This window comes from Nonomuraea sp. KM90, assembly GCF_052246675.1.
GTDB lineage: Bacteria > Actinomycetota > Actinomycetes > Streptosporangiales > Streptosporangiaceae > Nonomuraea.
The window spans coordinates 19,080-41,784 of the sequence record NZ_JBQQCB010000084.1 but is presented as its reverse complement, the minus strand read 5'-3'; the positions used below and the strand labels follow the sequence as shown (position 1 = coordinate 41,784).

General features: G+C 72.4%; 28 protein-coding genes. 15 read left to right on the top strand and 13 right to left on the bottom strand.

Translation table 11 applies throughout. The features are described from left to right. The first annotated feature begins 107 nt into the window (after positions 1–107). A complete protein-coding gene (locus ACTWPW_RS45395; RefSeq protein WP_375112608.1) occupies positions 108–452 on the top strand; it encodes a hypothetical protein in 345 nt (114 codons plus the stop codon). Positions 453–787: 335 nt separating this feature from the next. Here the strand turns inward: ACTWPW_RS45395 and ACTWPW_RS45390 are convergent, their stop codons facing one another. Next, positions 788–1,555, bottom strand: a complete 768-nt coding sequence (locus ACTWPW_RS45390) for an SDR family NAD(P)-dependent oxidoreductase (protein WP_375112609.1) — start codon at positions 1,553–1,555, stop codon at positions 788–790. Positions 1,556–1,665: 110 nt separating this feature from the next. On the opposite strand from ACTWPW_RS45390, the gene ACTWPW_RS45385 reads away from it, so the two are divergent. Then, positions 1,666–2,112 carry a hypothetical protein gene (locus tag ACTWPW_RS45385; protein ID WP_443172382.1) on the top strand — a complete coding sequence of 149 codons (447 nt, stop codon included), beginning with the start codon at positions 1,666–1,668 and terminating at the stop codon, positions 2,110–2,112. A gap of 118 nt (positions 2,113–2,230) precedes the next feature. Here the strand turns inward: ACTWPW_RS45385 and ACTWPW_RS45380 are convergent, their stop codons facing one another. The 4 genes from ACTWPW_RS45380 to ACTWPW_RS45365 all read right to left on the bottom strand — a co-directional run bounded on the left by ACTWPW_RS45380 (position 2,231) and on the right by ACTWPW_RS45365 (position 6,714). Then, on the bottom strand, positions 2,231–2,845 hold the full coding sequence (locus ACTWPW_RS45380) for a dihydrofolate reductase family protein (protein ID WP_443172381.1): 615 nt from the start codon (positions 2,843–2,845) through the stop codon (positions 2,231–2,233). 87 nt (positions 2,846–2,932) lie between these two features. Next, the gene (locus tag ACTWPW_RS45375) at positions 2,933–3,388 is read right to left on the bottom strand and encodes a hypothetical protein (protein WP_443172380.1); all 456 of its coding nucleotides are present in this window, start codon (positions 3,386–3,388) and stop codon (positions 2,933–2,935) included. 165 nt (positions 3,389–3,553) lie between these two features. Further along, positions 3,554–5,893: a DUF4132 domain-containing protein gene (locus ACTWPW_RS45370; RefSeq protein ID WP_443172379.1), complete on the bottom strand. Its 2,340-nt coding sequence runs from the start codon at positions 5,891–5,893 to the stop codon at positions 3,554–3,556. Continuing rightward, the gene (locus ACTWPW_RS45365) at positions 5,788–6,714 is read right to left on the bottom strand and encodes an oxidoreductase (protein ID WP_443172378.1); all 927 of its coding nucleotides are present in this window, start codon (positions 6,712–6,714) and stop codon (positions 5,788–5,790) included. The genes ACTWPW_RS45370 and ACTWPW_RS45365 overlap by 106 nt, the downstream gene beginning before the upstream one ends. Here ACTWPW_RS45365 and ACTWPW_RS45360 point away from each other — a divergent pair. Continuing rightward, positions 6,698–6,898: a hypothetical protein gene (locus ACTWPW_RS45360; RefSeq protein WP_443172377.1), complete on the top strand. Its 201-nt coding sequence runs from the start codon at positions 6,698–6,700 to the stop codon at positions 6,896–6,898. The genes ACTWPW_RS45365 and ACTWPW_RS45360 overlap by 17 nt on opposite strands. Before the next feature lie 119 nt (positions 6,899–7,017). On the opposite strand, the gene ACTWPW_RS45355 is transcribed toward ACTWPW_RS45360, so the two are convergent. Continuing rightward, on the bottom strand, positions 7,018–8,193 hold the full coding sequence (locus ACTWPW_RS45355) for a WD40 repeat domain-containing protein (protein WP_443172376.1): 1,176 nt from the start codon (positions 8,191–8,193) through the stop codon (positions 7,018–7,020). A 168-nt stretch (positions 8,194–8,361) separates the two neighbouring features. Here ACTWPW_RS45355 and ACTWPW_RS45350 point away from each other — a divergent pair, with 168 nt between their 5' ends. Continuing rightward, positions 8,362–8,775: a VOC family protein gene (locus tag ACTWPW_RS45350; RefSeq protein ID WP_375112615.1), complete on the top strand. Its 414-nt coding sequence runs from the start codon at positions 8,362–8,364 to the stop codon at positions 8,773–8,775. Between the two features lie 23 nt (positions 8,776–8,798). Here the strand turns inward: ACTWPW_RS45350 and ACTWPW_RS45345 are convergent, their stop codons facing one another. Continuing rightward, a complete protein-coding gene (locus ACTWPW_RS45345; RefSeq protein ID WP_443172375.1) occupies positions 8,799–9,749 on the bottom strand; it encodes an AraC family transcriptional regulator in 951 nt (316 codons plus the stop codon). A gap of 81 nt (positions 9,750–9,830) precedes the next feature. On the opposite strand from ACTWPW_RS45345, the gene ACTWPW_RS45340 reads away from it, so the two are divergent. Next, positions 9,831–10,676, top strand: a complete 846-nt coding sequence (locus ACTWPW_RS45340; protein WP_443172374.1) for an NAD(P)H-binding protein — start codon at positions 9,831–9,833, stop codon at positions 10,674–10,676. 60 nt (positions 10,677–10,736) lie between these two features. Here ACTWPW_RS45340 and ACTWPW_RS45335 read toward each other — a convergent pair whose 3' ends face one another. Together ACTWPW_RS45335 and ACTWPW_RS45330 are read right to left on the bottom strand one after the other, a co-directional pair. Further along, a complete protein-coding gene (locus ACTWPW_RS45335) occupies positions 10,737–10,913 on the bottom strand; it encodes a hypothetical protein (protein WP_443172373.1) in 177 nt (58 codons plus the stop codon). A 46-nt stretch (positions 10,914–10,959) separates the two neighbouring features. Then, positions 10,960–11,997 (bottom strand): LLM class flavin-dependent oxidoreductase, encoded by a 1,038-nt coding sequence (locus ACTWPW_RS45330; RefSeq protein ID WP_443172372.1) that lies wholly within the window; start codon positions 11,995–11,997, stop codon positions 10,960–10,962. 181 nt (positions 11,998–12,178) lie between these two features. Between ACTWPW_RS45330 and ACTWPW_RS45325 the strand changes: the two genes are divergently transcribed. After that, positions 12,179–13,156, top strand: a complete 978-nt coding sequence (locus ACTWPW_RS45325) for a hypothetical protein (RefSeq protein WP_443172371.1) — start codon at positions 12,179–12,181, stop codon at positions 13,154–13,156. Positions 13,157–13,159: 3 nt separating this feature from the next. Then, on the top strand, positions 13,160–14,002 hold the full coding sequence (locus tag ACTWPW_RS45320) for a hypothetical protein (protein ID WP_443172370.1): 843 nt from the start codon (positions 13,160–13,162) through the stop codon (positions 14,000–14,002). 13 nt (positions 14,003–14,015) lie between these two features. Here the strand turns inward: ACTWPW_RS45320 and ACTWPW_RS45315 are convergent, their stop codons facing one another. Continuing rightward, positions 14,016–14,537 (bottom strand): DUF1707 SHOCT-like domain-containing protein, encoded by a 522-nt coding sequence (locus ACTWPW_RS45315; protein ID WP_443172369.1) that lies wholly within the window; start codon positions 14,535–14,537, stop codon positions 14,016–14,018. Positions 14,538–14,737: 200 nt separating this feature from the next. Between ACTWPW_RS45315 and ACTWPW_RS45310 the strand changes: the two genes are divergently transcribed. Together ACTWPW_RS45310 and ACTWPW_RS45305 are read left to right on the top strand one after the other, a co-directional pair. Next, a complete protein-coding gene (locus ACTWPW_RS45310; protein WP_443172368.1) occupies positions 14,738–15,271 on the top strand; it encodes a PadR family transcriptional regulator in 534 nt (177 codons plus the stop codon). After that, positions 15,268–16,014, top strand: coding sequence for an ABC transporter ATP-binding protein (locus ACTWPW_RS45305; RefSeq protein ID WP_443172367.1), 747 nt, complete (start codon positions 15,268–15,270; stop codon positions 16,012–16,014). Before ACTWPW_RS45310 ends, ACTWPW_RS45305 begins: the two co-directional genes overlap by 4 nt. Positions 16,015–16,649: 635 nt before the next feature. Here ACTWPW_RS45305 and ACTWPW_RS45300 read toward each other — a convergent pair. Beyond that, a complete protein-coding gene (locus ACTWPW_RS45300; protein ID WP_375112624.1) occupies positions 16,650–17,219 on the bottom strand; it encodes a helix-turn-helix domain-containing protein in 570 nt (189 codons plus the stop codon). 65 nt (positions 17,220–17,284) lie between these two features. On the opposite strand from ACTWPW_RS45300, the gene ACTWPW_RS45295 reads away from it, so the two are divergent. From ACTWPW_RS45295 to ACTWPW_RS45275, 5 genes are all read left to right on the top strand, one after another. After that, complete coding sequence (locus tag ACTWPW_RS45295; protein ID WP_443172366.1) at positions 17,285–18,115, top strand: aspartate/glutamate racemase family protein; 831 nt, start codon at positions 17,285–17,287, stop codon at positions 18,113–18,115. A 686-nt stretch (positions 18,116–18,801) separates the two neighbouring features. Further along, positions 18,802–19,479 (top strand): SDR family NAD(P)-dependent oxidoreductase, encoded by a 678-nt coding sequence (locus ACTWPW_RS45290; protein WP_443172365.1) that lies wholly within the window; start codon positions 18,802–18,804, stop codon positions 19,477–19,479. Positions 19,480–19,526: 47 nt separating this feature from the next. Beyond that, the gene (locus tag ACTWPW_RS45285) at positions 19,527–19,955 is read left to right on the top strand and encodes a MarR family winged helix-turn-helix transcriptional regulator (protein WP_443172364.1); all 429 of its coding nucleotides are present in this window, start codon (positions 19,527–19,529) and stop codon (positions 19,953–19,955) included. Beyond that, the gene (locus ACTWPW_RS45280) at positions 19,945–20,460 is read left to right on the top strand and encodes a hypothetical protein (protein ID WP_443172363.1); all 516 of its coding nucleotides are present in this window, start codon (positions 19,945–19,947) and stop codon (positions 20,458–20,460) included. The genes ACTWPW_RS45285 and ACTWPW_RS45280 overlap by 11 nt, the downstream gene beginning before the upstream one ends. Before the next feature lie 89 nt (positions 20,461–20,549). Next, positions 20,550–20,984: a GNAT family N-acetyltransferase gene (locus ACTWPW_RS45275; protein WP_375112629.1), complete on the top strand. Its 435-nt coding sequence runs from the start codon at positions 20,550–20,552 to the stop codon at positions 20,982–20,984. Positions 20,985–21,067: 83 nt separating this feature from the next. Here ACTWPW_RS45275 and ACTWPW_RS45270 read toward each other — a convergent pair whose 3' ends face one another. Continuing rightward, a complete protein-coding gene (locus ACTWPW_RS45270) occupies positions 21,068–21,442 on the bottom strand; it encodes a nitroreductase family deazaflavin-dependent oxidoreductase (protein ID WP_375112630.1) in 375 nt (124 codons plus the stop codon). Positions 21,443–21,653: 211 nt separating this feature from the next. On the opposite strand from ACTWPW_RS45270, the gene ACTWPW_RS45265 reads away from it, so the two are divergent. Continuing rightward, positions 21,654–22,334: a TetR/AcrR family transcriptional regulator gene (locus ACTWPW_RS45265; RefSeq protein WP_443172362.1), complete on the top strand. Its 681-nt coding sequence runs from the start codon at positions 21,654–21,656 to the stop codon at positions 22,332–22,334. A 15-nt stretch (positions 22,335–22,349) separates the two neighbouring features. On the opposite strand, the gene ACTWPW_RS45260 is transcribed toward ACTWPW_RS45265, so the two are convergent. Beyond that, positions 22,350–22,562 carry a hypothetical protein gene (locus ACTWPW_RS45260; RefSeq protein WP_443172361.1) on the bottom strand — a complete coding sequence of 71 codons (213 nt, stop codon included), beginning with the start codon at positions 22,560–22,562 and terminating at the stop codon, positions 22,350–22,352. Positions 22,563–22,705 lie beyond the last annotated feature (143 nt).

Here is a 22,705-nt window from a genome sequence, read left to right as displayed (position 1 = left end):
ACGTCGAAGTTCCCATGACCGAGCAACCGCGCGGACCTGCAGATACATGGGTTGCCGAGATCGCATGACGCATGGTGCCGGCCTTGCCGCGCGATTACCTTTCGTACATGAGCCGATACACACAGTGCGCAAGGGGCAGGGTGGCGGTGGCCCTCACCACCCCGCTGGCCGCCGTCCTCCTCACCGCGCCGGCCGCGCAGGCGGCCTCGGGCACCTACACCTACGTCACCCCCGCCGGGCAGCCGTTCCAGGTCGCCGAGCCGCCCAGCGACATCTGCCTGCAACTGACCGGCGGGGCGATCCGCTTCTCCAACGACACCACCGACACCGCGTTCCTGTACGCCACCGGTGACTGCTCCGGCGGCTGGGGCCTGGTCGGCGTCGGCGCCACCTGGGACGCTCCCACCGGCGTACAGGCCTTCGCCGTACGGCTCGGATCGACACAACAGTAAGGCCCCTCCCCATCACAGCGACACCCGGACACCCCCCGAGGCCCCGCGCTCTCAAGAGCGCGGGGCCGTCCGCGTCTCCGGGCGATCCCGCGTGCCCCTGCCGATCGGTCAGGCGGCCCGCGCGAGCCGGTCCGGCGTGCGCTTCAGGGCCGACTCGCCGCGCTCGGGAACCGGCCGCGGATCCACCCCTGCGGGTCCCTGCCACCGCAGGTAGACGACCATCGCACCTTTCCGCGAGAAGATCGCCGCCAACCCTGGCCGACGGCCCGGCGGATGAGGGCTGCCCAGGGCCGGGGAAACTCCCTACGAGGGCTTCCCAGGGCCGGGGACGCTCCCTACCAGGCCACGGGCCCGTCCGCGCTGAAGAACCCGGCGGTGGGTCCGTCGGCGCCGAGTGTGGCCAGGTGCACCAGGGCCGTGGCGCCCTGTGCGGGGGTGAGGAACCCGCCGTGGTTGTTGATGTCCGTGGCGACGTAGCCGGGATCGGCGGCGTTGACCCGGATGCCGTCCTTGCGCAGCTCGTTGGCGTACTGGACGGTCAGCGCGTTGAGCGCGGTCTTGGAGGGCGAGTAGGCGGCCGACGCCGGGAGTCGCGTCAGCGGGCCGTCCGGGTCGCTGTTGAGGGCCAGCGACGCGGCGCCGCTGCTGACGTTGACGACGCACGGCGCCGGCGAGCGCCGCAGCAGCGGAAGCATCGCGTTGGTCACCGCGATCACCCCGAAGACGTTGGTCTCGAACACCGCCCGGACCATGTCCAGGTCGACGGTGCTGGGGATCTGATCGACGGCGTCCTGGGGCGAGACCTGCCCGGAGCCGGTGATGCCGGCGTTGTTGATCAGCGAGTCCAGGTGGCCGAAGCGCTCCCCCACCCACTTCGCGGCCTCCTCGATGGTGGCCTGGTCGGTGACGTCCAGGGTGACCGCGTGGGCGTCGGCTCCCGTCGCGCGCAGCGCCGCGGCGGCCTCCTCGCCGAGCTGCGCGTTCCTGGCTCCGATCAGGACCGTCATGCCCAGCGCGGCGAGTTGCTCGGCGGCCGCGCGACCGATTCCCTTGTTCGCGCCGGTGATCATGGCGACCTTCTGGTGTGGGGTGTGCTCGTTCATGTCCACGCTCTCCGTTAGAGGGTCTGTCTCTCCTGCGACGAGACAGGGGTCACTTCTGTGACATGGGGGAAGGGAGAGCGCCCGTTCAGCCTCGCCGTCCGCCCGCCGGTGTGCTCCCCACGGAGGACACGCTGCGCACGCTGCTGTCCACCAGGACCCGCAAGAGCGTCACGCCCTGGACCAAGGACCGCACGACCGGCCGCAAGCGGCGCATCTACTCCCTGACCGGGACGATCACCCTCAAGGAGCTCTATCGCGTCTCCCCCAGCTTCCGCGAGGCCGCGGGAAACGCGGCTCTCGGGACGTCGGAAGTGACGTGGACGTACATGTACGACGACCGCGGATGGCCGTACCGGATCTTCTGGGGCTTCGACGCGCACCCGCGGCCCGAGGTCCGAGGGCTCGGCGACGACCGGATCCCGCAGGCGCGGCTGGCCACGCAGTACCGGAACTGGGACAAGCCGATGACGATCAAGGCGCCCGAGGCGAGGCCTGGCCAGGGGCTGGCGGTGGACGACCTCGCCGACGTCCTGAGCGCCCCCGAGCGCCGCGAGTGAGGCGCGCTTCGAAGACGAGGGCTGCCACGAGGTCCTGCACAGGCTCCGCGACGCCTGTTTCGGGGGATTGCGGAGACCCTCCGCGACATGATCGAGGCGAAGGTCCGCGACGACGCCGTCAGAGGACGTCGTAGGTCAGGTGCGTCGCGGTCGAGGTCGGGGTCGCGCCTCGCTGCACCAGCGTGCGCGGCGCTCCGCCGGTGAACAGTGGCGTCCCGGCGCCCAGCACGACGGGCGCGAGGTGCAGCGTCAGCTCATCGACCAGCCCGGCGGCGAGCGCCGAGCCGATCGTGGCGCCGCCGCCCATGAGGACGACGTCGAGGTCCTCGCCGCGGTGCGCCGACGCCGCCTCGGCGCGCTCGCGGGCGGCGGTCACGGCGTCGGTCAGACCGGTGGTGACGAACGTCCAGTCGAGGCCGGTGAGGCGCACCGACTTCGGGGGCGAGCTCGTCACGACGACGAACGCGGGCCTGCCGACCTCGCCGGCACCGTAGCCGGAGTCGTCGTTCCAGCCGTACGGCCCGTCGACCACGTCGAAGAGCCGGCGGCCGAGGACGACGGCGCCCGATCGGGCGGTCGCCTCGCGCAGGATCCGGCGGTCGTCGGGGTCGTCGGAGAACGCCCAGGTGTGCAGGGCCTCGCCACCGGTGCCCAGACCGCTGTCCGGGCCGGGGTCGGGCCCGGTGACGAAGCCGTCCAGGGAGACCGAGATGTCAGCGATGATTCGGGTCATGCCAGGGCAGACCCGATCCGCCGCCCGAACTCATCGCTCACGCCTGAGGCGTGTGCCGGACGCTCGCGCCGGCGGCAAGGGGGCGGCTCAGGCCAGGGCCGGGATCTCGATCCGGGTGTGGTCGGCGGGGGCCACCAGGCAGGTAAGGGCGACGTTCCCCTTCTCCAGGCGTTCCCCCATGGACGAGGTGAGCCGGGCCGTGCGCTCGATCTCGTAGGGGCTGCCGGCCTGAGGGGTCACGCGGAGCCGCAACAGCCAGATGTAGCGTCCGTTGTGCTTGTTGGTCTGCTCGGCTCCCAGGACCATCGCGTTGCACGGCACCGCCGTCGCGCGCTCCTCCGGCGTGAAGGTCTGCAGCGCGGCGGATTCGAGGCCGGCGAACGAGATGGAGCCCAGGGTGAGCATCCCCGCGCCCAGGAACAGGAACGTCGCGCTGACATACGCCCCGACCCGGGTGTGCGGCTTCCGCCTCAACACGATGAACAGCACCACGCCCACGATCGAGGCGATTGCGGCGCATGTCCCGAAGACGACCGATGCCATCCTTCTTCCTCACGCTGATAGGCGGGCCCGGTTGGGCCGGCCTTGTCCGTTCCGATGCCGGTAGCTGATCAGGCGTCGCTTGCATGACAACTGCAGCCCACATGATCTCCCCGGCCGGCACCGGCCGAAGCCGCCGGCCCGTGCGGGGGCGGCCTGACAGCGGGCTTACCTGATCTGGCGGAGGATGCTCTCGTCGGTGATCTTGGTGTCGTTGGCCAGCAGTAACGCCTTGCTGAGGATGAGAGAAAGCGGGCCGTCCTCCTCGAAGGGGAGGAACCGCCGGGAGTCGCGCGTGCGGGCCGGGACGATGCACAGGTAGACGCCGTCGGGCTCCATGAGGATGTTCGCGCTGCCCAGGTGGATCTTGTAGGTGCGCAGGTCGCCGCGGACGACGAGGAACCGGTCGGTGAGGGTGAGCCGGTCGGCGGCGGCCGTGCGGGGAAGCAGCCGCGCCAGCGCGTCGCGGCGCACCTCGGCCGACGGGGGCAGCGGGCCGACGGAGGCCTGCCTCCAGTAGGCCTGGTGGTCGTCCTCGCCGCGGTCCTGCCATTGCGGGTCGGCGGCGATGGAGGTGACGGCCACGAAGAGGTCCACGTCCCGCATCGCCTCGCTGAACACCAGCGGCGGCACCTCGGCCAGTTCGGCCTGCACGAAGCCGCGCCCCCGCCGCCGGTCGAAGCGGACCTGGCCGGTGGCGGCCAGTGTCACCTCGTGGCCCTCCACGCCCGCGGCCTCGTATCTGAACCGGACCTGCCAGGCACCCTCGGCCAGCCCCTTGCTCGCCTCCGCGGCGTAGCCGCCGTCGAAGGGCCCCAGCCAGGTCGTCCGCCAGCGGCGCTCCTTGAGCAGCGCGTACAGGCGGGGATGGTCGACGATGTGGGCGGCGAAGCGGTTGGAGTAGACACGGGTGCTCTCCTCGGCGGGGGTGAGCGGGTAGGTCTCGCGGAAGGCCTGTTTGAACGGCTGTCGCAGCCGGCGCTCGGTCACCGTCCTTCGCCAGGCGGCGGTCTCCTCCGGGGTGGCGCGTGCGGGGTGCCACAGCCGGACCTCGGAGGCGGGCACGGAGGCGGGCACGGAGGCGGGGACGGCCTCGTCCGGCAGGAAGGTGTGCCCGTCGGCCGTCCAGATCAGCCCGCGTGCGACGGCGCCGGTGATCGGGTGGTCGCGGTAGTGGCGGGCCCACTCCTCGTACGGCCACGCCCGGTCCGTGGTGAAGAGCTCCTCCAGGCGCGTGCGTTCGGCCGACAGCGTCTGGCGGATCTCCTTCAGCACGGCCTTGAGCGCTTCGAGCTCGGCGGTCTCCTTCAGCGCGGCGGGGACGGTGCGGACCGTGGCGCCGTCCGGCGATCGGAAGCCGAGCCGTGCGGTCTTGGCGTTCTCGACGGCCAGCACCGCGGTCCAGCCGTCGATGGTGCGCGTCAGCGTCCCGTCGGGCCCGAGCCCGTGGTCGGGGATGTTGCGCTCCAGCATCTGGCCGGGCGTGATGCCGAGGCGGGCGGCGGCGGCGTCGAGGGCGCTATCGATCTGCTTGTGCAGCGCCCGATGCCTGATCCGCCGGCGTAGCTGCCACAGCGCCCGCATGGCGACGGGGCCGGGGTAGACGCCCAGCGCGTTGATCGCCGCTCCGGCGAGCTTCAGGTCCTCCCGCAGGCCGCGGTGCACTCCCGAGGTGCGCAGGGCGAGCTCCGTCAGCTCCGGCACGGCGTCGTCCATCGGCAGCAGGGCGGCCGCCCAGACGAACCCCCTGGCCACGTCGGTGTTGGCGCCGGAGACGATCAGCTGGGCCGGGCCCCAGGGGCTGTCGACCTCGCTGACCCTTCCGAAGGCGTTCACCGCGGCGCGCACCAGGTCGCCCGCTCCGTCGGTCTGGAGCAGCTCCAGGCATCGGCCGCGCCAGGTCTTGGCGGGCCGCGGCCCGTTGAGCTCGGCGAGGTGGTCGACGAGCCGCACCAGGCCCTCCGGCGGCGCGGCGCCGAGGTGGTCGCGTACTGCCATGGCCCACTCGTCGCAGGGCACGAGGGCCGCGAGCGGCATCGCCTCGGGGCCGGTGCGGAAGACGCGTGCGATCAGGCCGTGCAGCCGTCGGCGTGCCCCCGCCTCGATGCCGCTCGTGGACACCGCTTCGACCAGCGGCCTCAGGGGCTCCCACACGATGGTCCGATCCTCGTCGTCGAGGCTCGCCGCCAGCTCCAGCGCCGGCGCCAGCCAATCCTCGTCGCGGTAGTGGATCTCCCGCTCCCGCATGACGGTGAACAGCGCCGCGACCTCCGCCGCGGTCCACCCGTCCGAGCCGGACAGTGCCAGGTACAGCTCGCTCGCGAGGTCGTCCAGCGTGGCCTGGGCGAGATACACGGCGGCGGCGCGCCGGGCGAACCCCCGCTCCCGGGACAGCCGGTCTCTCAGGCGGAGGCGGTCGTTGCCGGCCTGCGTGATCCAGCCTGCTGCGGCGAGCGCGGCCTCGACCGCCGACTCCACCTCGGGGTGGTGCGCGAGTGGTTGACGCATGGCCGGGAGCATGCCAGGCCGCACCGACAGATCTCGCCGTGCGGGTGGAGATCAGGCGGCCCGGAGCGAGCTCCCGGGAAGGCGACTCCCGTCAGCTTTTCGGAGACCTCCCACAGGCGGCGTGCCACCTCCGCGTCCCGCGCCCTCGCCGAGCGACCGACCAGCTTCGGCGCGCCGCGTCCCTCCAGGAAACCGCTCGGGCCCGCGTAGCTGTCGCCCGGAATCTGCGCGACGGCCGCGTACAGCGTGGGCAGGGCTCCGTCGTCGTCGCTCTGCGCGAGAAGGCCGGCCGCCGCCTGCTGCACGAGGTGGCGCACGCGTCGCCGGCCGTCGAACTTCAGCAGGTTCGTGGCCGCCATGCCCGGATGCGCGGCGGTGGCGATCACCGGTGAGCCGGCTTGGGCGAGCCGTCGCTGGAGTTCCGCGGTGAACAGCAGGTTGGCGAGCTTGGACTGCGCGTACGCGGCCATCGCCCGGTACGGCCTGCGCTCCCAGTTGAGGTCGTCGAAGTCGATCGAGCCCACCTTGTGACCGTTGGACGAGACGGTGACGACCCGTTCCCGGATCCGCGGCAGGAGCAGGTTCGTGAGCGCGAAGTGCCCCAGGTGGTTCGTACCGAACTGCAGCTCGAAGCCGTCGGCCGTGCGGGAGAACGGCGGGATCATGACACCCGCGTTGTTGATCAGCACGTCGACGGGCTCGGTGAAGCCCGCGGCGAACGCGCGGACCGAGGACAGGTCGGCGAGGTCGAGCCGCCGGACCTCGACGCGGATCGTCAGGGCGGCCGAAGCGCCGTTCGGGCTGATGAGCGAGCTGATCATGCAAGGGCAGGAGCAGGGTGCGCTCCAGGCGGGTGACCCCGAGCGGATCGGGATCGTCCTGTTCGCGACCCTCCAGGGCATCGCCTCGCTCATCAACGGCAACCTCGTCAAGGCGGAGCTGCTCGACGGGCTGGTGGAGACCGCGGTCGAACAGTTCCTGCACGGTGCCGGCCCGCTCTCGTAGTACATGCCGAGCCGGTCCACGACGCTCACGCCGGCATCCGCGATCGGGTCACGCACCGCTCTCCGTTCGGCTCGGAAAGGCGGTCACCTCTACGACGACGTTCGAGCGGGCGGCCGGGGTCACCAGGCTGCGCGGGGTTCGGTGCCCTCGCCTGGCCGCTCGGCGACGGTGATCGGCACCGAGGTGGCCGTGCCGCCGGCGAGGTCGATCCGGTAGGCGTGCCACTTGTGCACGTACAGGAGGTGCTCGCCGGTCCCGTCGACGCTGAAGCGCAGGCTCAGCGACGCGCCCGGCGGCCGCTCCGGGCGGGCGAGGACCCGCGCCGGCCCGCCCGCCAGGGCGATGCGTTCGACGGTGTGCCCGGTCGCGTAGATCAGCGCGCCGCCGTCCGGGGTGTGGGCGGTCGACTCGATCGGCATGCCGCCCGCGCCGTTCTTGATGATCCGGGACGCCGCGCCCTCCAGGCCGGCGTCCGGGCGGGCGAGGTCGAGCAGGCCGATGGCCCGGCCACCCAGCACGTACGCGAGCGAGCGGCCGTCCGGGGCCCACGACAGACCAGTCACCATCGAGTACGTCGATGTCCAGTCCCGGCGCCGGCCGGTGGCGGCATCGAGCACGGAGATCTTGGCGCCGCCCCCGATGAGCGGCGTGGCGTAGGCCAGCCGGGTGCCGTCGGCGCTGAGGGCGAGGTCGTAGACCGACTTCAGGTAGTCGGGGTCGGTCTGCGTGATGGCCACCGGCTGCTCGGGGCGCCCGTCCTGCCCGAGGCGCACCAGGAAGAAGCGGATGTACGGGTCCTTCGGTTCGGTCCAGCCGGCGATGGCGAACGTGCGGTTGTCCCGGGCGGCGGCGACCAGGTGCCAGGAGCTGGCGATGCCGGGCGGCAGCGGGACGTTCGCGACGATCGCCCCGGTCTCCGCGTCGTGCACGGCGGGCGGCACCGGGGTGAAGACAGCGGTCTTGGTCCTGCCGGGGAAGTGGGTGAGCGGAGCGCGCGCGGAGACGAAGAACCGCGGCCGGCCCGTCGCCGGCAGGGGCGCTCCGGTCGCCAGGGGATCGGCCAGGGAGGTCGCCGGCGGGAACGGGTGCCGTACGGGACCCGAGGTCGTCTGCGCGGGCTGCGGCAGGCGCACCGCGGTCGACGGCGACGGCTGCGGCGGTGACGCCGGTGGCTGGGTCGCGCCGACGAGCGACACCCGATCGGCGGCCGGATCGGCGCAGCCACCGACCAGGACGGCCACCAGGACGGCGGCCAGGGCCGATCCGGTCAGAGCGGCGGACGCGGATGAGGGCATGCAGCGATCATCGTACGGAACGGCCTTCTCGACCAGCCCGCGATCCGACCGGCTCGCCGCTGCGCCCGATGCCCAGGCTGAGAGCCACCGCCACGAAGGTGGGTACGGCCGGTCCTACCGTCGGCCCGTCCCTGGTTACCGGCTCGCCAGTCGGCCAGTCTCGTCCATATGGCCATTACCTTCTCCCACGACCACGTCGGCATCAGCGTGACGCCCGAGCAGCTCGATGCCACCATCCAGTGGTACGCGAGCAAGCTCGGTTTCGCCCTCCAGCAGCGGTTCGACTCCCACGGCACGACGTTCGCCTTCATCGTCAGCGGAGGCGTGAAGATCGAGTTGCTCGCGGGCGCGTCGCGCCGTCACGAGGCGCCGGCCGAGGACGTGCTGGCGAGCATGGACCCGGAGCGGCTGCACCATTTCTGCCTCGCCGTCGAGGATCTCGACGCGACCGTGTCCCAGCTGCGTGACAGTGACGTGCCGCTGATCGGCGGGCCCATGGACGTAGCGGCGATCGGTCAGCGCATCGCGTTCGTCACCGACAACCTCGGCAACATCATCGAGCTCACCGCTCGGCTGAACTGATCGCCGGCCGTGGTCGGCGTCGTCTACGCCCCCGGTCCGGCCCGCCACGCCGGCTCCGGGCGCCGGTGGTCACTGGGCCGGGTGCCGCGCAGCCGCTTGAACGCCACGCTCAGCGCGAAGGCGTTGGCGTAGCCCACCTTCCGGGCGATCGTGCCCACCGTGAGGTCGGTCTCCCGCAGCAGGTCCGCGGCCAGGGCGATCCGCCAGCCCGCCAGGTAGGACATCGGCGGTTCGCCGACCAGCGCGGTGAACCGCCGGGCGAGCGCCGCCCGCGACACTCCCGCCTTGGCGGCCAGGTCCGCCACCGTCCACGGGTGGGCGGGGGTGTCGTGCAGCAGCCGCAGCGCGGCGCCCACGACCGGGTCGTCCAGCGCCCGGCACCAGGCCGGGGCATCGGCGCCGGGGTCGCCGAACCAGCTGCGCAGCGCGGAGACCAGCATCAGTTCCAGCAGCCGGTCCAGCACCAGCTGTTGTCCCGGCCGGTCTGCGGCGACCTCCCCGGCCACCAGCTCCACCGACGGGTAGGGGCCGCCCTCTGCCGGCACCACCAGCACGGCGGGCAGGGCCTGCAGGAGACGTTCGCTGAGCTCTCCCTTGCGCTCGAAAGCCCCGCTGACCAGCACGGCCGCCCCGTCGGCGGGGGTTCCGCAGGTCCGGGCGGGCCGGGACGCCTGCTCGACGCCCTCCGACCCCGGGCAGTAGTCGGCGCTGGTCACCTCCAGCGAGGGTGTGGTCGCGGGGTCGTCGGCCACCGTGTAGGGCGTGTCGCCGCGGACGACGGCGATGTCGCCGACGCCGATGGGCACCGGCTCGTGCCGGTCGGGAACGATCCAGGCCCGGCCGCGCAGCATCGTGGCCAGGGTCAGCGGGGCGCCACTGGCCATCCGCAGCGCCCAGGGCGGCCGCATGATCGTCCGCCGGAAGACGGCGCCGCGCGCCCGTACGTCTGCCAGCAGCTGCGACACGGCGTCCATGCCCTCGAGTGTAGACGCCTAGACATCGGCCAGAGCTTTCCAGCCATGGATCGTCTCGTCCTGGGCCGGTTGACTGGGCCCATGTCTGAACATCCGATTCTTGTCACCGGGGCGACCGGCAAGTCAGGCCGCCGCGTCGTCAGCCGGCTGCGGGCCATGGGGCTGCCGGTTCGCGCGGCGGCCCGCAACGGCGAGCACGCCTTCGACTGGACCGACAGCGGCACCTGGGACGCCGCCCTGGAGGACGTGCGGTCCGTCTACATCGTGCAGCTGGACGGCACGAAGCTGGTTCGGCCGTTCATGGAGCGGGCGGTGCGGCACGGGGTGCGGCGGGTGGTGCTGGCCTCGGGGCGCGGGATCGACGATCCGGACTACGCGAGGGACAGCGGCGGCATCCTGGCGGGCATCGTCGACAGCGAGGCCGCCGTGCGGGAGCGCGGTCTGGAGTGGACGATCAGCAGGCCGGGCTGGTTCGCGCAGAACTTCAGCGAGGGTTTCTTCGCCGATGCCGTCCGCGCCGGTGAGCTGCGGCTGCCCGCTGGCGACGGGGCCGCCAGCTTCGTCGACGCCGAGGACATCGCCGCGGTGGTGGTCGCCGCGCTGACCGAGGACCGGCACGCGGGCCGGATCTACGAGTTGTCCGGCCCCCGGGCGGTGACGCTGGCCGAGGCGGTCGCCACGATCTCCGAGGTCACCGGCCGCGACATCCGCTACGTGCCGCTCTCCGTCGAGGACTACGTCGCGGAGCTCGTCCGGCAGGGACTGCCGCCCGCGGACGCCGCGGCTTTCGCGGACGTCATCGAGCCGCTCAGGGAGGGTACGGACGAGTACGTCTCCGACGGCGTGCAGCGTGCCCTCGGCCGCCCGCCGCGGACCTTCGCCGAGTTCGCCAGGTCCACCGCCGCCGCGGGCGGCTGGCCGGCCTGACCGTCTCCCCCGGAACCTGAGGTCGACCACACGCTCATGACGCGGACCTGGCCGGAGCCCTCATCGTTCCCGTACGCCGCCGTCCACGCGCAGGCCGACGCCGTTGATCGCCTGGTTCTCCAGCAGGAAGACGGCGGCGTCCACCACCTGCGCCGTGGTCGGCAGCCGGCCGGTCAGCGTTCCGCCGCCCCGCGTACCGGCCCAGCGGCGACCGTACGCGAGGCCTTTTGCCCGCATCGCTCCGGGGCGCCCCACCGTGGGTGCACCCCGGCAGCCCGCCGGCTCAGGTGGCCAGTTTCGCGAGCTCGGCCATCTCCGCCGGCGGATCGACCACCGGCTGGATGACGATCTCGTCGATCCCGGCCTGTTCCAGGGTGGCGATGCGGGCCAGGAGGTCGTCCCGCGTTCCGACCAGGGCCAGCGCGTCGATCAGCGACGGCAGGATCAGGTCCCGGTCCGCCGGTGCGATGCGTCCCAGGTAGTCGCGGTAGAGCGCGGTGTGCCGGTCCGGCGCGGTGGTCGTGGTGCCCCGCCGGGCGAGGAGTGACCGCACCGCGTCGCGTTCCGCGGCCCCGAGCCGTTCGGCGAACGCGGGTGCCTCGGCGGCGAAGGTCAGCAGCGACATGACGATGTGGCCCGTCGCGTCCCGGACGGCGTCGCCGTGGGGGGCCTCGCCCTCGTCGAGCACGTACAGCGAGGTCATGACGTAGGAGTCGGCGTCGTGAGGCGCGCCCGCGGCCTGCCGGCGAGCGTGGTGGAAGGCGTTCCACGCCGCGGGGTCCAGCAGCGCGAAGGAGATGATGCCGGCGCCGCGGCGGCCAGCGACGGCGGCGGCCTTCAGGCCGTTCGCGGCCACCACGAACTCGATGGGGTCAGTGGTGTTCACGTGCTGCCCGGCATGCAGCAGTCTGATGTCGCGGACCTGGTCGCCCTCGCGGTACTCGACGGTGCCGCCGGCGCACAAGCCCTGCAGCGCGGCGGTGAACCTCTCGAGCTCGGCCGTCGTGGCCGGCGGCAGCCCCAGGGTGCGGCGGGCGGTGTTCCCGGTGCCGATGCCGCAGATGATCCGACCTGGCGCCAGCGCGTTGAGGCTGGCGAACGCGCCGGCCGCAGCCGGTGTGGACCGCAGCGCCGGTGAGGTCACGCCGACGCCGAGCTTGATACGGCTGGTGACCTTCGCGCACGCCCCGAGCGCCACGAACGGGTCACCGTGCAGCATGGGCGCGTCGTAGACCCAGAAGCTGCTGAAGCCCAGCCTCTCGGCCCGCACGGCCAGCTCCTCCACACCCGGCCGTGCCGTGACCACGATGCCTTTGCGCATGACGGCTCCGATCGCTGGACGGTCAGGGCGGCGGACATCTCCACGATCACAGACGACCTCGCCGCACGTACACCGCCAAGGGGATTCCGGTGCAAGCGGTGTGCAAGCGCCAGCCGGGATGATCTCCCCGAGAAGACCGCCGGATCCCGAGCGGACCGGCGACGCGTAGATCAGGAACGGCATGACTGGCACATCCCCCATCCGCGGCAGGTCCGGAGACCGCCGGCGGCAAGCCCTCGTTCTCTACCCCGACCTGCCCGAAGCGCACCGCCGGGCGATGGCCGCCCATCCCGAGCACCTGCCGCCCGCGCCCGAGCGGCCCGCGTGGGGCGGCCGGACGGGCGGTGACGTGCTGGCGGCCCTGGCGCTGTCGGCGCTGTGGGGTTTCCTCCCTCTCGTCCTGGCGCTGGCCCGCCGCGGCCGCCGCCGTGCGCTCGTCGCCGGAGCGGTGCTGCTCCAGGTGGCGGTGCTCGCCGTCTGGATCGCGTACGGCTTCCCGGTGTTCTTCCTCGCCTGTCTCGCCGTGCAGGGCATCGCGGCCGTGGCGCTGCTGGCCATGGCGGGCGAATCCCCCGTGGCCGGGTACGGTCGCCGCCACCACGGCAGGTACGTGCACGCGTCCATGCTCGAGCCGCTGGACGCCGCGCTGCTGGATCGCACCGTGGCCGCGACGGACACCGTGCTGAACTCCCCCATCGACCGGGACGGCCTGCTCGACGGCATCGCCAACCGGGTGGCCCTCCCCCGCCAGGCCTGGGAGATCGCCGAGACGCTGACCGAGCTGACCCGGCTGCGCCGCGAACAGGACAGCGCCCGCTCCGGCCACGTCACCGAGAGCATCTCCACCGTGCTCGCATCGCAGGAGGAGGCGCTGACGGTCGCGACCCGGGCGCTGGCCCGGCGCATCTCCGCCCTGGAGGAGTACGCGCGGCGTACCGAGGAGGCGGAGGCCGTCTACGCCGAGTGGCGAACGCTGCAGGACCTGGCCGAGGACGGCGACGCCTACCGCGAACTGCTGTCCAGGACGGTCCGCGACCACCTGGCGGCCGGCGAGGTCGGCGAGCTGACCGAGCGTGCGCGGCACCTGGAGGAGTCCCTGCGCCACAGCGTCGAACAAGCCCGGCGCGCCGGCCTCACCCTGCTCACCCCGGAGGACTGACCCGTGCCCAGGACTTCCGACCGCATGCGCGACCTCATGGCGCCGTTCCCCGGGTGGCTCCGCCTGGTCGGCGGCGCGCTGCTCCTCACCGAGCTCGCCGTCGGCCTGCACCTGGCAACAGGTGACGGCACGCCGGCGACGCCACCCGCGCAGGCGTCCCCCACGCCTGCTGCCGAAGCGATCGCCACTCCCATTCCTACTCCCACTTCCGCTCCCCCTTCCGCCGTCCCGACCCCCAGTCCGACCTCGAGCGATCTCGTGGTCAAGAGGATCGCCGAGGGGACCGTGGTCACGCTCCGGCGTCACCCCGGCAAGGGCGCCAAGGTGATCGGCAGGGTGACCGACCCCAAGACGGGCCTGTCCTTCGCCGAGCTGGGCGCGCCCTGGCGCAGGAGCCGCCCCATCAGCGACGGCCCCGTCACGGACGGCCGCTACAACCTGCGCCAGACGCTGCTCACGGAGTCGTACGGCCCGGACGGCGACCGCGAGTGGTGGGCGGACATCGACTCCCAGCACCTGTGGTCCGAGCTCGACGCGGGCGACAGCCTCTACGACGCCGCCCGGGCGATGCTCGACGCCAAGCAGGCCGGCGCGTTCCCGTCGGGCACGACGGGCGAGGACATCGCCTCACAGCCGGTACGCCACGGCTGGCTGCTGGCCCGGATGATGCGGATGCCGCCGAGCCCGGACGGCCGCGAGGCATCGCAGGAGCTGTCCGTCACGATCGCCGTCGACACCGGCCGCCCTCGCCCGGCCGTCCTGTGGATCACGATCCCCGACACCCACAAGCAGCTCTGGCCCGACGTTCACACCCTGGTGAAGTCGCTCAAGGTGGTCCCGGCGTAAGGACGGGCGGGCCTCAACGCCGCGCGTGGCGGACCTTCAACCGTCCCAGCCCCATCGTCCCGGAGATCCGGATCCTCGGCCCGCCGGGACGGGGGCGCCGCCGGATCCGGTAGAGCGGGCCCTTCCACCCGGTACGCAGGTCATCCATCTCGACGATCGCGTCGCGAGGCACCGTGATCGTGGCTCGGCCGGTGCCGAGCTGCAGCTCGATGTCGATCACCGGATGCTCGACGACGGCCCGGGACAGGTCCAGCCGCACCCTCCCGAGTGCGGACTCGACCTTGAGGACCCGGGGCACCCGCCATGCGCCGCGCCGCTGGATCAGTCCGCCGACGGCGGCGATCGTGGCTGGACTCTCTGCGGGGAGCGAGGCCAGGGGCGGGACGAGGTCGCTGGGATTTTGGGCGGTGAGCACCTGGTGGAGGCGTTCGTCCATCTCCTCGTAGGAGAGGTGCCCCTCGGCGTACGCCTCCTGCAGGCGCCGCACGGCCGCCTCGCGGTCGTCCTCGCTGATCACTGACAGCGGGCCTTTCATCGGGCGACCTCCTGGGTACGGCGTACGCGGTTATTCCGGCCAGACTAAGTCACTGAGTACGCTGTACGCAAGGACTGCGTCGCCACGGCCCTCCGGCGGGACGGCGACGACCAGCGCCCGGCCGGCCACCCCTCCAAGCGTTTGACATCCCCGGCGGCCAGCCGCTACCTATTGGCCGACCGCTAGAGGGGTGGAGTGCGGTGCAGGACGCAGTGCTGGCGATGCTCGCCAAAGAACCGTCGCACGGTTACCACCTGCGCGCCCGGCTGCAGCGAAGCCTCGGCCCGCTGGGCAGCTCGATGAACCCCGGTCAGATCTACGTGACCCTGGCCCGGCTGGAGAAGGCCGGGCTCGTCGTCTGCGAGCACGCCGACGGCCTGCCCGAGCGGCCGGAGCGCAAGGTCTACGCGCTGACCCCGGCCGGGCAGCAGCGGGTGAGCGCGTGGCTGGCCGAGGTGGGCTGGCCGAAACCGGACCTGGCGGAGTTCCACCTCAAGCTCGTCGCGGCGGCCGCGACCCGGCTGGCCGACCCCGTCGGGCTCGTGGCGGCGCAGCGCCGTGAGCTGCTGCGCCACCTGCGCGAGGCGCAGCACGCCGTTCTGGCCGAGCCGGCCGGATCGCCCGCCGTCCTGCTGCTGGAGGGGGTCGTGCTGCGGCTGCGGGCGGACCTGCGCTGGTTGGAAGCCTGCGAGCGGGCCTGGTCCGCCGTCGATGACGATCCCGAGGACGCATGAACGTACCGCGTGCCGTGGTCCAGGTCCGCGGCCTGGTGAAGGATCACGGCCAGGGGCCGGGCCGGATCCGCGCGGTCGACGAGGTCGACCTGGAGGTGCCCGAGGGAGAGACGCTGGCGGTGATGGGCCCCAGCGGCTGCGGAAAGTCGACCCTCCTGCACCTGCTGGGCGGCCTGGAGCGGCCCACCGCCGGAGAGGTGTGGCTGGCCGGGCGGCGCGTCGACACCCTGAGCGAACGGGCCCTGGCGCGGCTGCGGCGGCGGTCGCTGGGGTTCGTCTTCCAGGCCTTCCATCTGGTGGAGGAGTTGTCGGCGGCGGAGCACGTGGAGCTGCCCGCGCTGCTGGCCGGGCGCTCGCGGCGCGAGGCCCGGCGGCACGCGATCCTCCTGCTGGAACGGGTCGGGCTCGCCGACCAGGCCCGGCATCTGCCGTCGCAGCTGTCCGGCGGGCAGCGTCAGCGGGTCGCCATCGCCCGCGCGCTGGTCAACGAGCCGCTGGTCATCCTGGCCGACGAACCGACCGGCAACCTCGGCACCGCGGCCACCCTCGACGTGCTGAGGATCTTCGAGGAGCTCCGTTCGGCCGGGCAGACCCTGGTGATCGTCACGCACGACGAGCGGGTCGCGGCCTGCGCGGACCGGTTGGTCTCGATGCGGGACGGGATGTTCGTCGACGACGTCCGGCTGACCGGCACCGGCACCGGCACCGGCCGACTCGGCGACCTGATCGGACTGGAGGACTGACCACCGCGGGCCGCCGCCGCTCCTGCGCCGCTTGTGTGCCGCTCGGGCACCGTTCCCGCGCCGTTTCCGCGCCGCCGCTCTCGCACCGTTCCCACCCCGTTCCCGTGCCGCCGCTCTCGCACCGTTCCCGTGCCGCCGCTCTCGCACCGCTCCTGTGCCGCTCCTGTGCCGTTCCCGTCGTGCGCCTCGTGCCGGCCGACCTCCGCCGGGACAAGACCCAGGCCCTGATGCTGCTGCTCGCGGTGACCCCCACGACCGCGCCGCCGGTCCCGAGCCTGCGTCTGCCCCCGAGCTTCCCCCTGGGGCCTGGCCCGGAGCCTCCCCTGGAGCCTGGTCCCGAGCCTGCCCCTCCCCCCTGTCGCCTGCCCCTGCCTCTGTTCCTGGGCAGGGCGCTCTGGACGCTTCACGACTAGACCCGGACGGCCACCGCCGGGCCGGCCTGACCGACCATCTCACCGGCATCTCACCAGCGAGCACCAGGCCGGTGCCGGTGGCACCGGCCCTTGAGCAACAGGGACAAGGCGGACCGGCCGGCACGCCACAGGTCCACCGAGAGCGACGGCGGGATGCCGCCACCGCCGCGGATCCGTCATATCCGCAATGCCATGCGCACCGACGTACTCGATCCCCTCAGCTCATACGTGCTCCATCACGATCACCCCCGTCGTGTCGGGATCGAGGGCGGTGAAGACATGCGGCGCGTCGCCCGGGTAGGACAGGTAGTCGCCGGGAGCCAGCTCGACCGGCTCGTCCACGGGCCCCGCCAGGGCCCGCCCTGTGCTGATCAGGAGATGCTCGACCGTGCCCGGCATGTGCGGCTCGGAGCGCCGGGACTCCCCCGGTTGCGCCTCGATCCTGTAGAGGTCGCGGCGCGCCCCCGGCGGGCTGGCGGCCAGCAGCGTCGCGGTGTAGTGGGCCTGGCCGGAGTGGGCGGCCGGGCCCTCACCGGCACGGATCAGCTGTACGGCCGGGCGCGGCGGGTCGACCAACCGGCTGAACGGCACGCCGAGCGCGACGCCGAGCGCCCAGAGCGTCTCCAGGCTGGGATTTCCGGTGCCCGACTCGAGCTGGGACAGCGTGGACTTGGCCAGGCCCGAGCGTTTCGCGAGCTCGGTCAGCGAGATCCCGGCACGGTCGCGCTCGCGCCGAATCGCCGCCGCAATACGTTCGAAGGGAGGTTTGCCGTCGGCCACCGTTCGCTCCACCAGTCTTCTCGTTCGATTTGACGAACACTCGTTCTTGGTCCACTATAACGGCCAAGCGTTCCGACATGCCGAACGGGGGATGGGACATGCACGACCTGGAGGAGCGTCACCGGCCGCTCGAGAGCCGCCACGACACGCACCGGCACGGCGGCGTCGACGCCACGATGAGACACCTGGGCATCCTCGCGCACAGCACCGAGGGCGCCGCGCTGAGCTTCCTGTCCTTCTGCCAGGAGGGCTTCCGGCGCTCGGGCGAGCACGACCATCCCGACGTGACCCTCGACTACATCCCGTTCGGCCGCAGCATGCCCGCCTGGGACGCGGGCGATCACGACGCGGTGCGCAGAACCCTCGCGGTCAGCGTGGCCCGGCTGGCCCGGGCCGGCGCGGAGTTCTTCGTCTGTCCCGACAACACCGCCCACCTGGCGCTCGACCGCCCGGGCCCGGCCCTCGCCCTGCCGGGCCTGCACATCGCCGAGGTGGTCGCCGAGCAGGCCGCCCGTGACGGCCACACCCGCGTCGGCGTGCTGGGCACCTCCTACACGATGCAGGGTCCGGTCTACCCACGCGCCCTCAGCTCCCGGGGCATCGCCGCGGAGGTGCCGGATGCGGAAGATCGCCGAACGGTCAATGAGATCATCTTCACCGAGCTGGTCAACGGCGTGTTCACCGACGACTCGCGGGCGGCATACCTCGGGGTCATCGAACGACTGGCCGCCCGAGGCTGCGACGCCGTGGCCCTGGCCTGCACCGAGATCCCGCTCCTGATCACCCCCGAGCACTCCCCGCTCCCCACACTCGACTCCACCCGCCTCCTGTCCACCGCCGCCTACGACACAGCCACCGGCCTACGACCGTTCCCCTCCTGGCGCGGCGGACCTCCCAGATCCCCCTGACCCACCACGGTCGACGCCCACCCGCTCGACCACCTCGACACCCACCTGTACACCGACCTCTGTACGACCTGGCCACCCGTCCGGGCGCACCCCACCACTCGGCCTCGCACCAGCCAGGGGTGATGAAGTGCTTCCTCGCCGGCGCGGGCACGGTTCGCCTCGGCAGGCCAGACGGTCCCGTCGCGCTGGAGGCCGGCGGACTACGCCCGTTGCCGCGCGGACGATCCGCCCCGCCACGTGGCCGTCGGAGGCGAGGCCCGCGGAACCTCGTGCTGCGCTGCAGCAGGCCGTACACCAGCTCCACGACATCGCGGTGCAGGTGAGGCCGCCCGGCGACCAGATCCTGGTCATGGCGTGCGCATCGGCGGCGGGCAGGGCGGGAAAGAGGCGCCCGGCGGCCTGCGCCCGCACGACGGCCTGGAGCTGCCGCCCTGCTGGACACAACTCTGCCGGTCACCGCCCCGCCTCGTCACCACCCCGCCTCGTCACCGCCCCCACCGAGCGCCGCCGTGTCCTGGGCTACATCGTCGAGGAGCGCAACCAGCCGCACCACCGGCCCGCATCGCGCAACACACCCGGCCCGAATCGCGAAGCCCACCCGGCCTCGCCACGTCGTCGCCGGCGACGAGTTCCCCCGCCGCCGTGGCATGTTGTGATCAAGTGCAGCGCGCATCAAGGGAGTCGTCATGGGACATGTGCTGGTGACCGGGGCCACCGGGGGTATCGGGACCGCGCTGGTCGGCGCGCTCGTGGAGGCCGGGCATCGGGTGACCGCCGTGGGGCGCGGCGCCGGGCGGCTGGACGTACCGGGGATCGAGGCGGATCTGGCCGAGCCCGGGACGCTGGCCGCCGCCATGGGGGCGCTGGAGGATGCGGGGAAGCTGGGGGATGTGCAGGCGCTGGTGCATTGCGCGGGCATCTCCCCCGTCGTGGCCGTCGCCGACGCCGACCCTGAGACGTGGCGGCGGACCCTGGCGGTGAACGTGGCCTCCGCCGCCGAGCTGGCACGGCTGACGCTGCCCGCGCTGCGGCGGTCCAGGGGCCATGTGATCTTCGTCAACGCCTCGCCCGGGATGACGGGGGTCCCCCGCTGGTCGGCGTTCGTCGGCAGCAAGGCGGCGCTGCGGGAGCTGGCCGATTCCCTGCGCGAGGAGGAGGCCGCCCACGGGATCCGCGTCACCACCGTCTATCCCGCGGCGACGGCGACCGACCTGCTGGGTGAGGTCAGGCGGGCCTTCGGGCGCCCGTACGACCCCGAGGCGTGCATCCGGCCGCAGTCGCTGGCGGCGATGATCGTCTGGGTGCTGAGCGCCCCCGCCGACTCCTACCCCTGCGAGCTGTCCGTGCTGCCCTCGCCCCGCTGAACGGCGACTGGTTGTGCCATACAACCATCTGGTTGTATGGTCGAACCATGGCGGATGATCGCGAACTCCAGGAAGCCGTGGCCCGCTTCGTTCGAGCCTTCGGCCTCCACCAGCCGGACCAGACCCCCTGCGGGCAGCCCATCCCGGTGTCGGAGGCGCACGCGCTGGGTGAGCTGGCCAGGGACGGCGCGCTGCGGCAGAGCGATCTGGCGCACCGGCTCCGGCTGGAGAAGAGCACCACCAGCCGGCTGGTCACGCAGCTCATCAACCGCGGCTGGGCCGAGCGCACCCCCGCACCCGACGACGGGCGCGGCGTGCTGGTCCGGCTCACGCCGCAAGGGGTGCAGGCCGCGGCCCGGCTGGCCGAGGCCAGGGCCGAGCGGTTCTCCACCGTTCTGAAGCGTGTCCCCGAGGGCGAACGCGGCGACGTGCTGCGCGCCCTCACCATCCTCACGGAGGCCATAGATGACCCTTGAGAATCGACGCGTCCAGGCGCTCATCGCGGCGCTCGCGCTCGTCGTCGTCGCCGCGACGGCGTACGTGCTCGTCAGCCGTGGCGAGCGGCAGGCGCTGGCCGCCCGCCAGGCCGAGATCGCGGCCAGGAGCCGGCAGGTGATGCCGTTCGACCTCGAGCGCACCACGCACCGTTTCGCCAAGTCGGCCACCGGCGGCGAGCAGACGGTCACCTCCGACGACCCGGCCGACGCCGAGCAGGTGCGGCTGATCCGGGAGCACCTGACCGCCGAGGCCGCGGGCTTCAGCAAGGGCGACTACGGCGACCCCGCCTCCATCCACGGCGGCGAGATGCCGGGCCTGCGCGCGCTCGAGCAAGGCCACACCCGCATCGACATCCGCTACGCCCAGCTGCCCGCCGGCGCCCGGATCACCTACACCACCACCGACGCCTCCTTGCTCACGGCCCTGCACGCCTGGTTCGACGCCCAGGTCACCGACCACGGCCAGCACGCCGAGCACGGCTGACCCCTATCCTCCTCATACCCGGCCTGGGTACGGTTTCCTTCGCCCATCTTGATACCTAACCCCCGTACCGTTCTCACAAAAGGAGCACCGTGACAGCGATCCGTCGTGCCACGCCCCATGACGCCCATGCCGTGCACCGGCTCATCCGCAGCCTGGCCGAACACCAGGACCAGACAGCGGCCATCACCGTGACCGTCGCCGGCCTCGAACGGATGCTGGCCCGCCCGGAGATCACCTACCTGATCGCCGAGCGCGACGGCCAGGCCATCGGGTACGTCTCCTGGCTGCAGCGGGTCAGCTTCTGGTCCGGCGAGGACTACCTCGCACTGGACGACCTGTACGTGGACGGCACGGAACGCGGCCGTGGCGTAGGAGAGCAGCTGATGCGGGCCGCCGCCGATGCCGCCGGCGGAAAGGTGATCCGCTGGGAGGTGGCCGAGACCAACGTGGCCGCGCAACGCTTCTACGCGCGCATCGGCGCCACTCTCCTGTCGAAGAAGATCGGCCGCTGGCGTCCGGAATAGCCCGCCGGGCGCGTGTTCGCGGGTTGTCGATCGTCAGCCCGCGATCAGGTCCGGATCGTCAGCCTGCAACCAGGTTCAGATCGTCAACCTGCGACCAGGTCCATGCGGAGGAACTCGCTGATGCGGAGCAGCTTCGGTGGGCGTTTCACGTCGTCGGACAGGGCCTGGAACGCCTCGTCCTCCCCGACGAGGCGCGGGGCGGCGAGCTCCACCTCCTTCCCGTCGACCCGCAGCCGTGCGCTGCTGGCCGCCAGGATGTTCTGCACCCAGTCCGAGCGGGATCCATAAACCAGGACGAACAGGTAGCCGCCTTCGACGGGAAACGCGTCGAGAGGGGTGCGGTACGTCGCGCCGGAGTTACGTCCGACGTGAATCAGGACAGGCCACTTCCCGCCCGCGAGCGCGCGGGGGTTGAACACTCGCTTGTTCACGTGCCCCCACCACCTCGGCATCGGCATCGGGATCTCCTTGCCTCGCCCCGGTGGGGCGCGTCGTGGGCCGGATGTTCGCCGAACTCCCGGCACCCGGGATGACTTACGCCCGTAAGGCGGCTTACGTACGTAAGGATGGCTTACACTCGTAAGGCTGTCAACCGCCCACACTTCCGGAGCCGTCGTGCCACCACCGCCGCCACCTTCACCGCCACGGCAGCCGCTCAGCCGAGGTCTCGTGCTGGAGGCCGCGATCCGGGTCGCGGATCGCGGCGGCGTGGAGGCGATCACGATGCGCCGGGTGGCGCAGGAACTGGGCGTGGAGGCGATGTCGCTCTACCACCACGTACCGAACAAGGACGCGATGCTCGACGGCGTGGTCGACATGGTGTTCGCGGCGATCAAGCTCCCCGGTGCCGGGTGCGACGACTGGCGCGACGCGATCCGTGCGCGCGCCTCCTCCGCGCGCGCGGTCCTGTCGCAGCACAGCTGGGCTCTCGGCCTCATGGACTCCCGTCGCAACCCGGGGGCGGCGACGCTGCGCCACCACGACGCCGTCCTCGGCGTCCTGCGGGAGGCGGGGTTCACGCTGCCGATGGCCGCGCACGCCATCTCGCTCATCGACAGCTACATCGGCGGGTTCGTCCTCCAGGAGGCGAACCTGCCGGTGATGACGCCGGACGACATGGAGGAAGTGGCCGGCGGCATCCTCGAGCAGCTCCCGGCGGACGAGTTGCCGTACCTCACGGAGATGATCGTCGACCACGCCCTGCGGCCGGGCTACGACTACACGAGCGAGTTCGGCTACGGCCTGGACCTGATCCTGGACGCGCTCGAAGCCCGCCGGAGGCAGAGCCCCGATCCCGCCACCGGCACCGGCAGCGGCACCGGACCTCGCGCCTCCACCGCGGACCGGTGATCGGCCGACCCGCGTTCAGCCCCGTCTCGTGGCCAGAAGCTCGCGTCCGCGTTCCGGCGTGATCAGCCGGGCGGCCCGGGGGTCGGCGAGCAGGGCGATGGGTGCGAGCTGGTCCTCATGCAGCGGCCGCCAGTGGATGACGAGGGCGTCGCGCAGGCGCGACCAGGCGTCTCCACCGGTACCTCCGCCGGCATCCTCGCCGGCGTCGAGAGCGGCGTGCGCGGCCACGTCGAACTCCGGGTTGCCGAAGCAGAGCCGGAACCCCGGCTCCCTCCGCCGCGCCTGATGCCGTCCGAGCAGGTGCCTGACCCACTGCGGCCCCCGCTCGCGCAGGGACTGGAGCGTGGAACCGGAGGCGAAGCGGCGGTCCC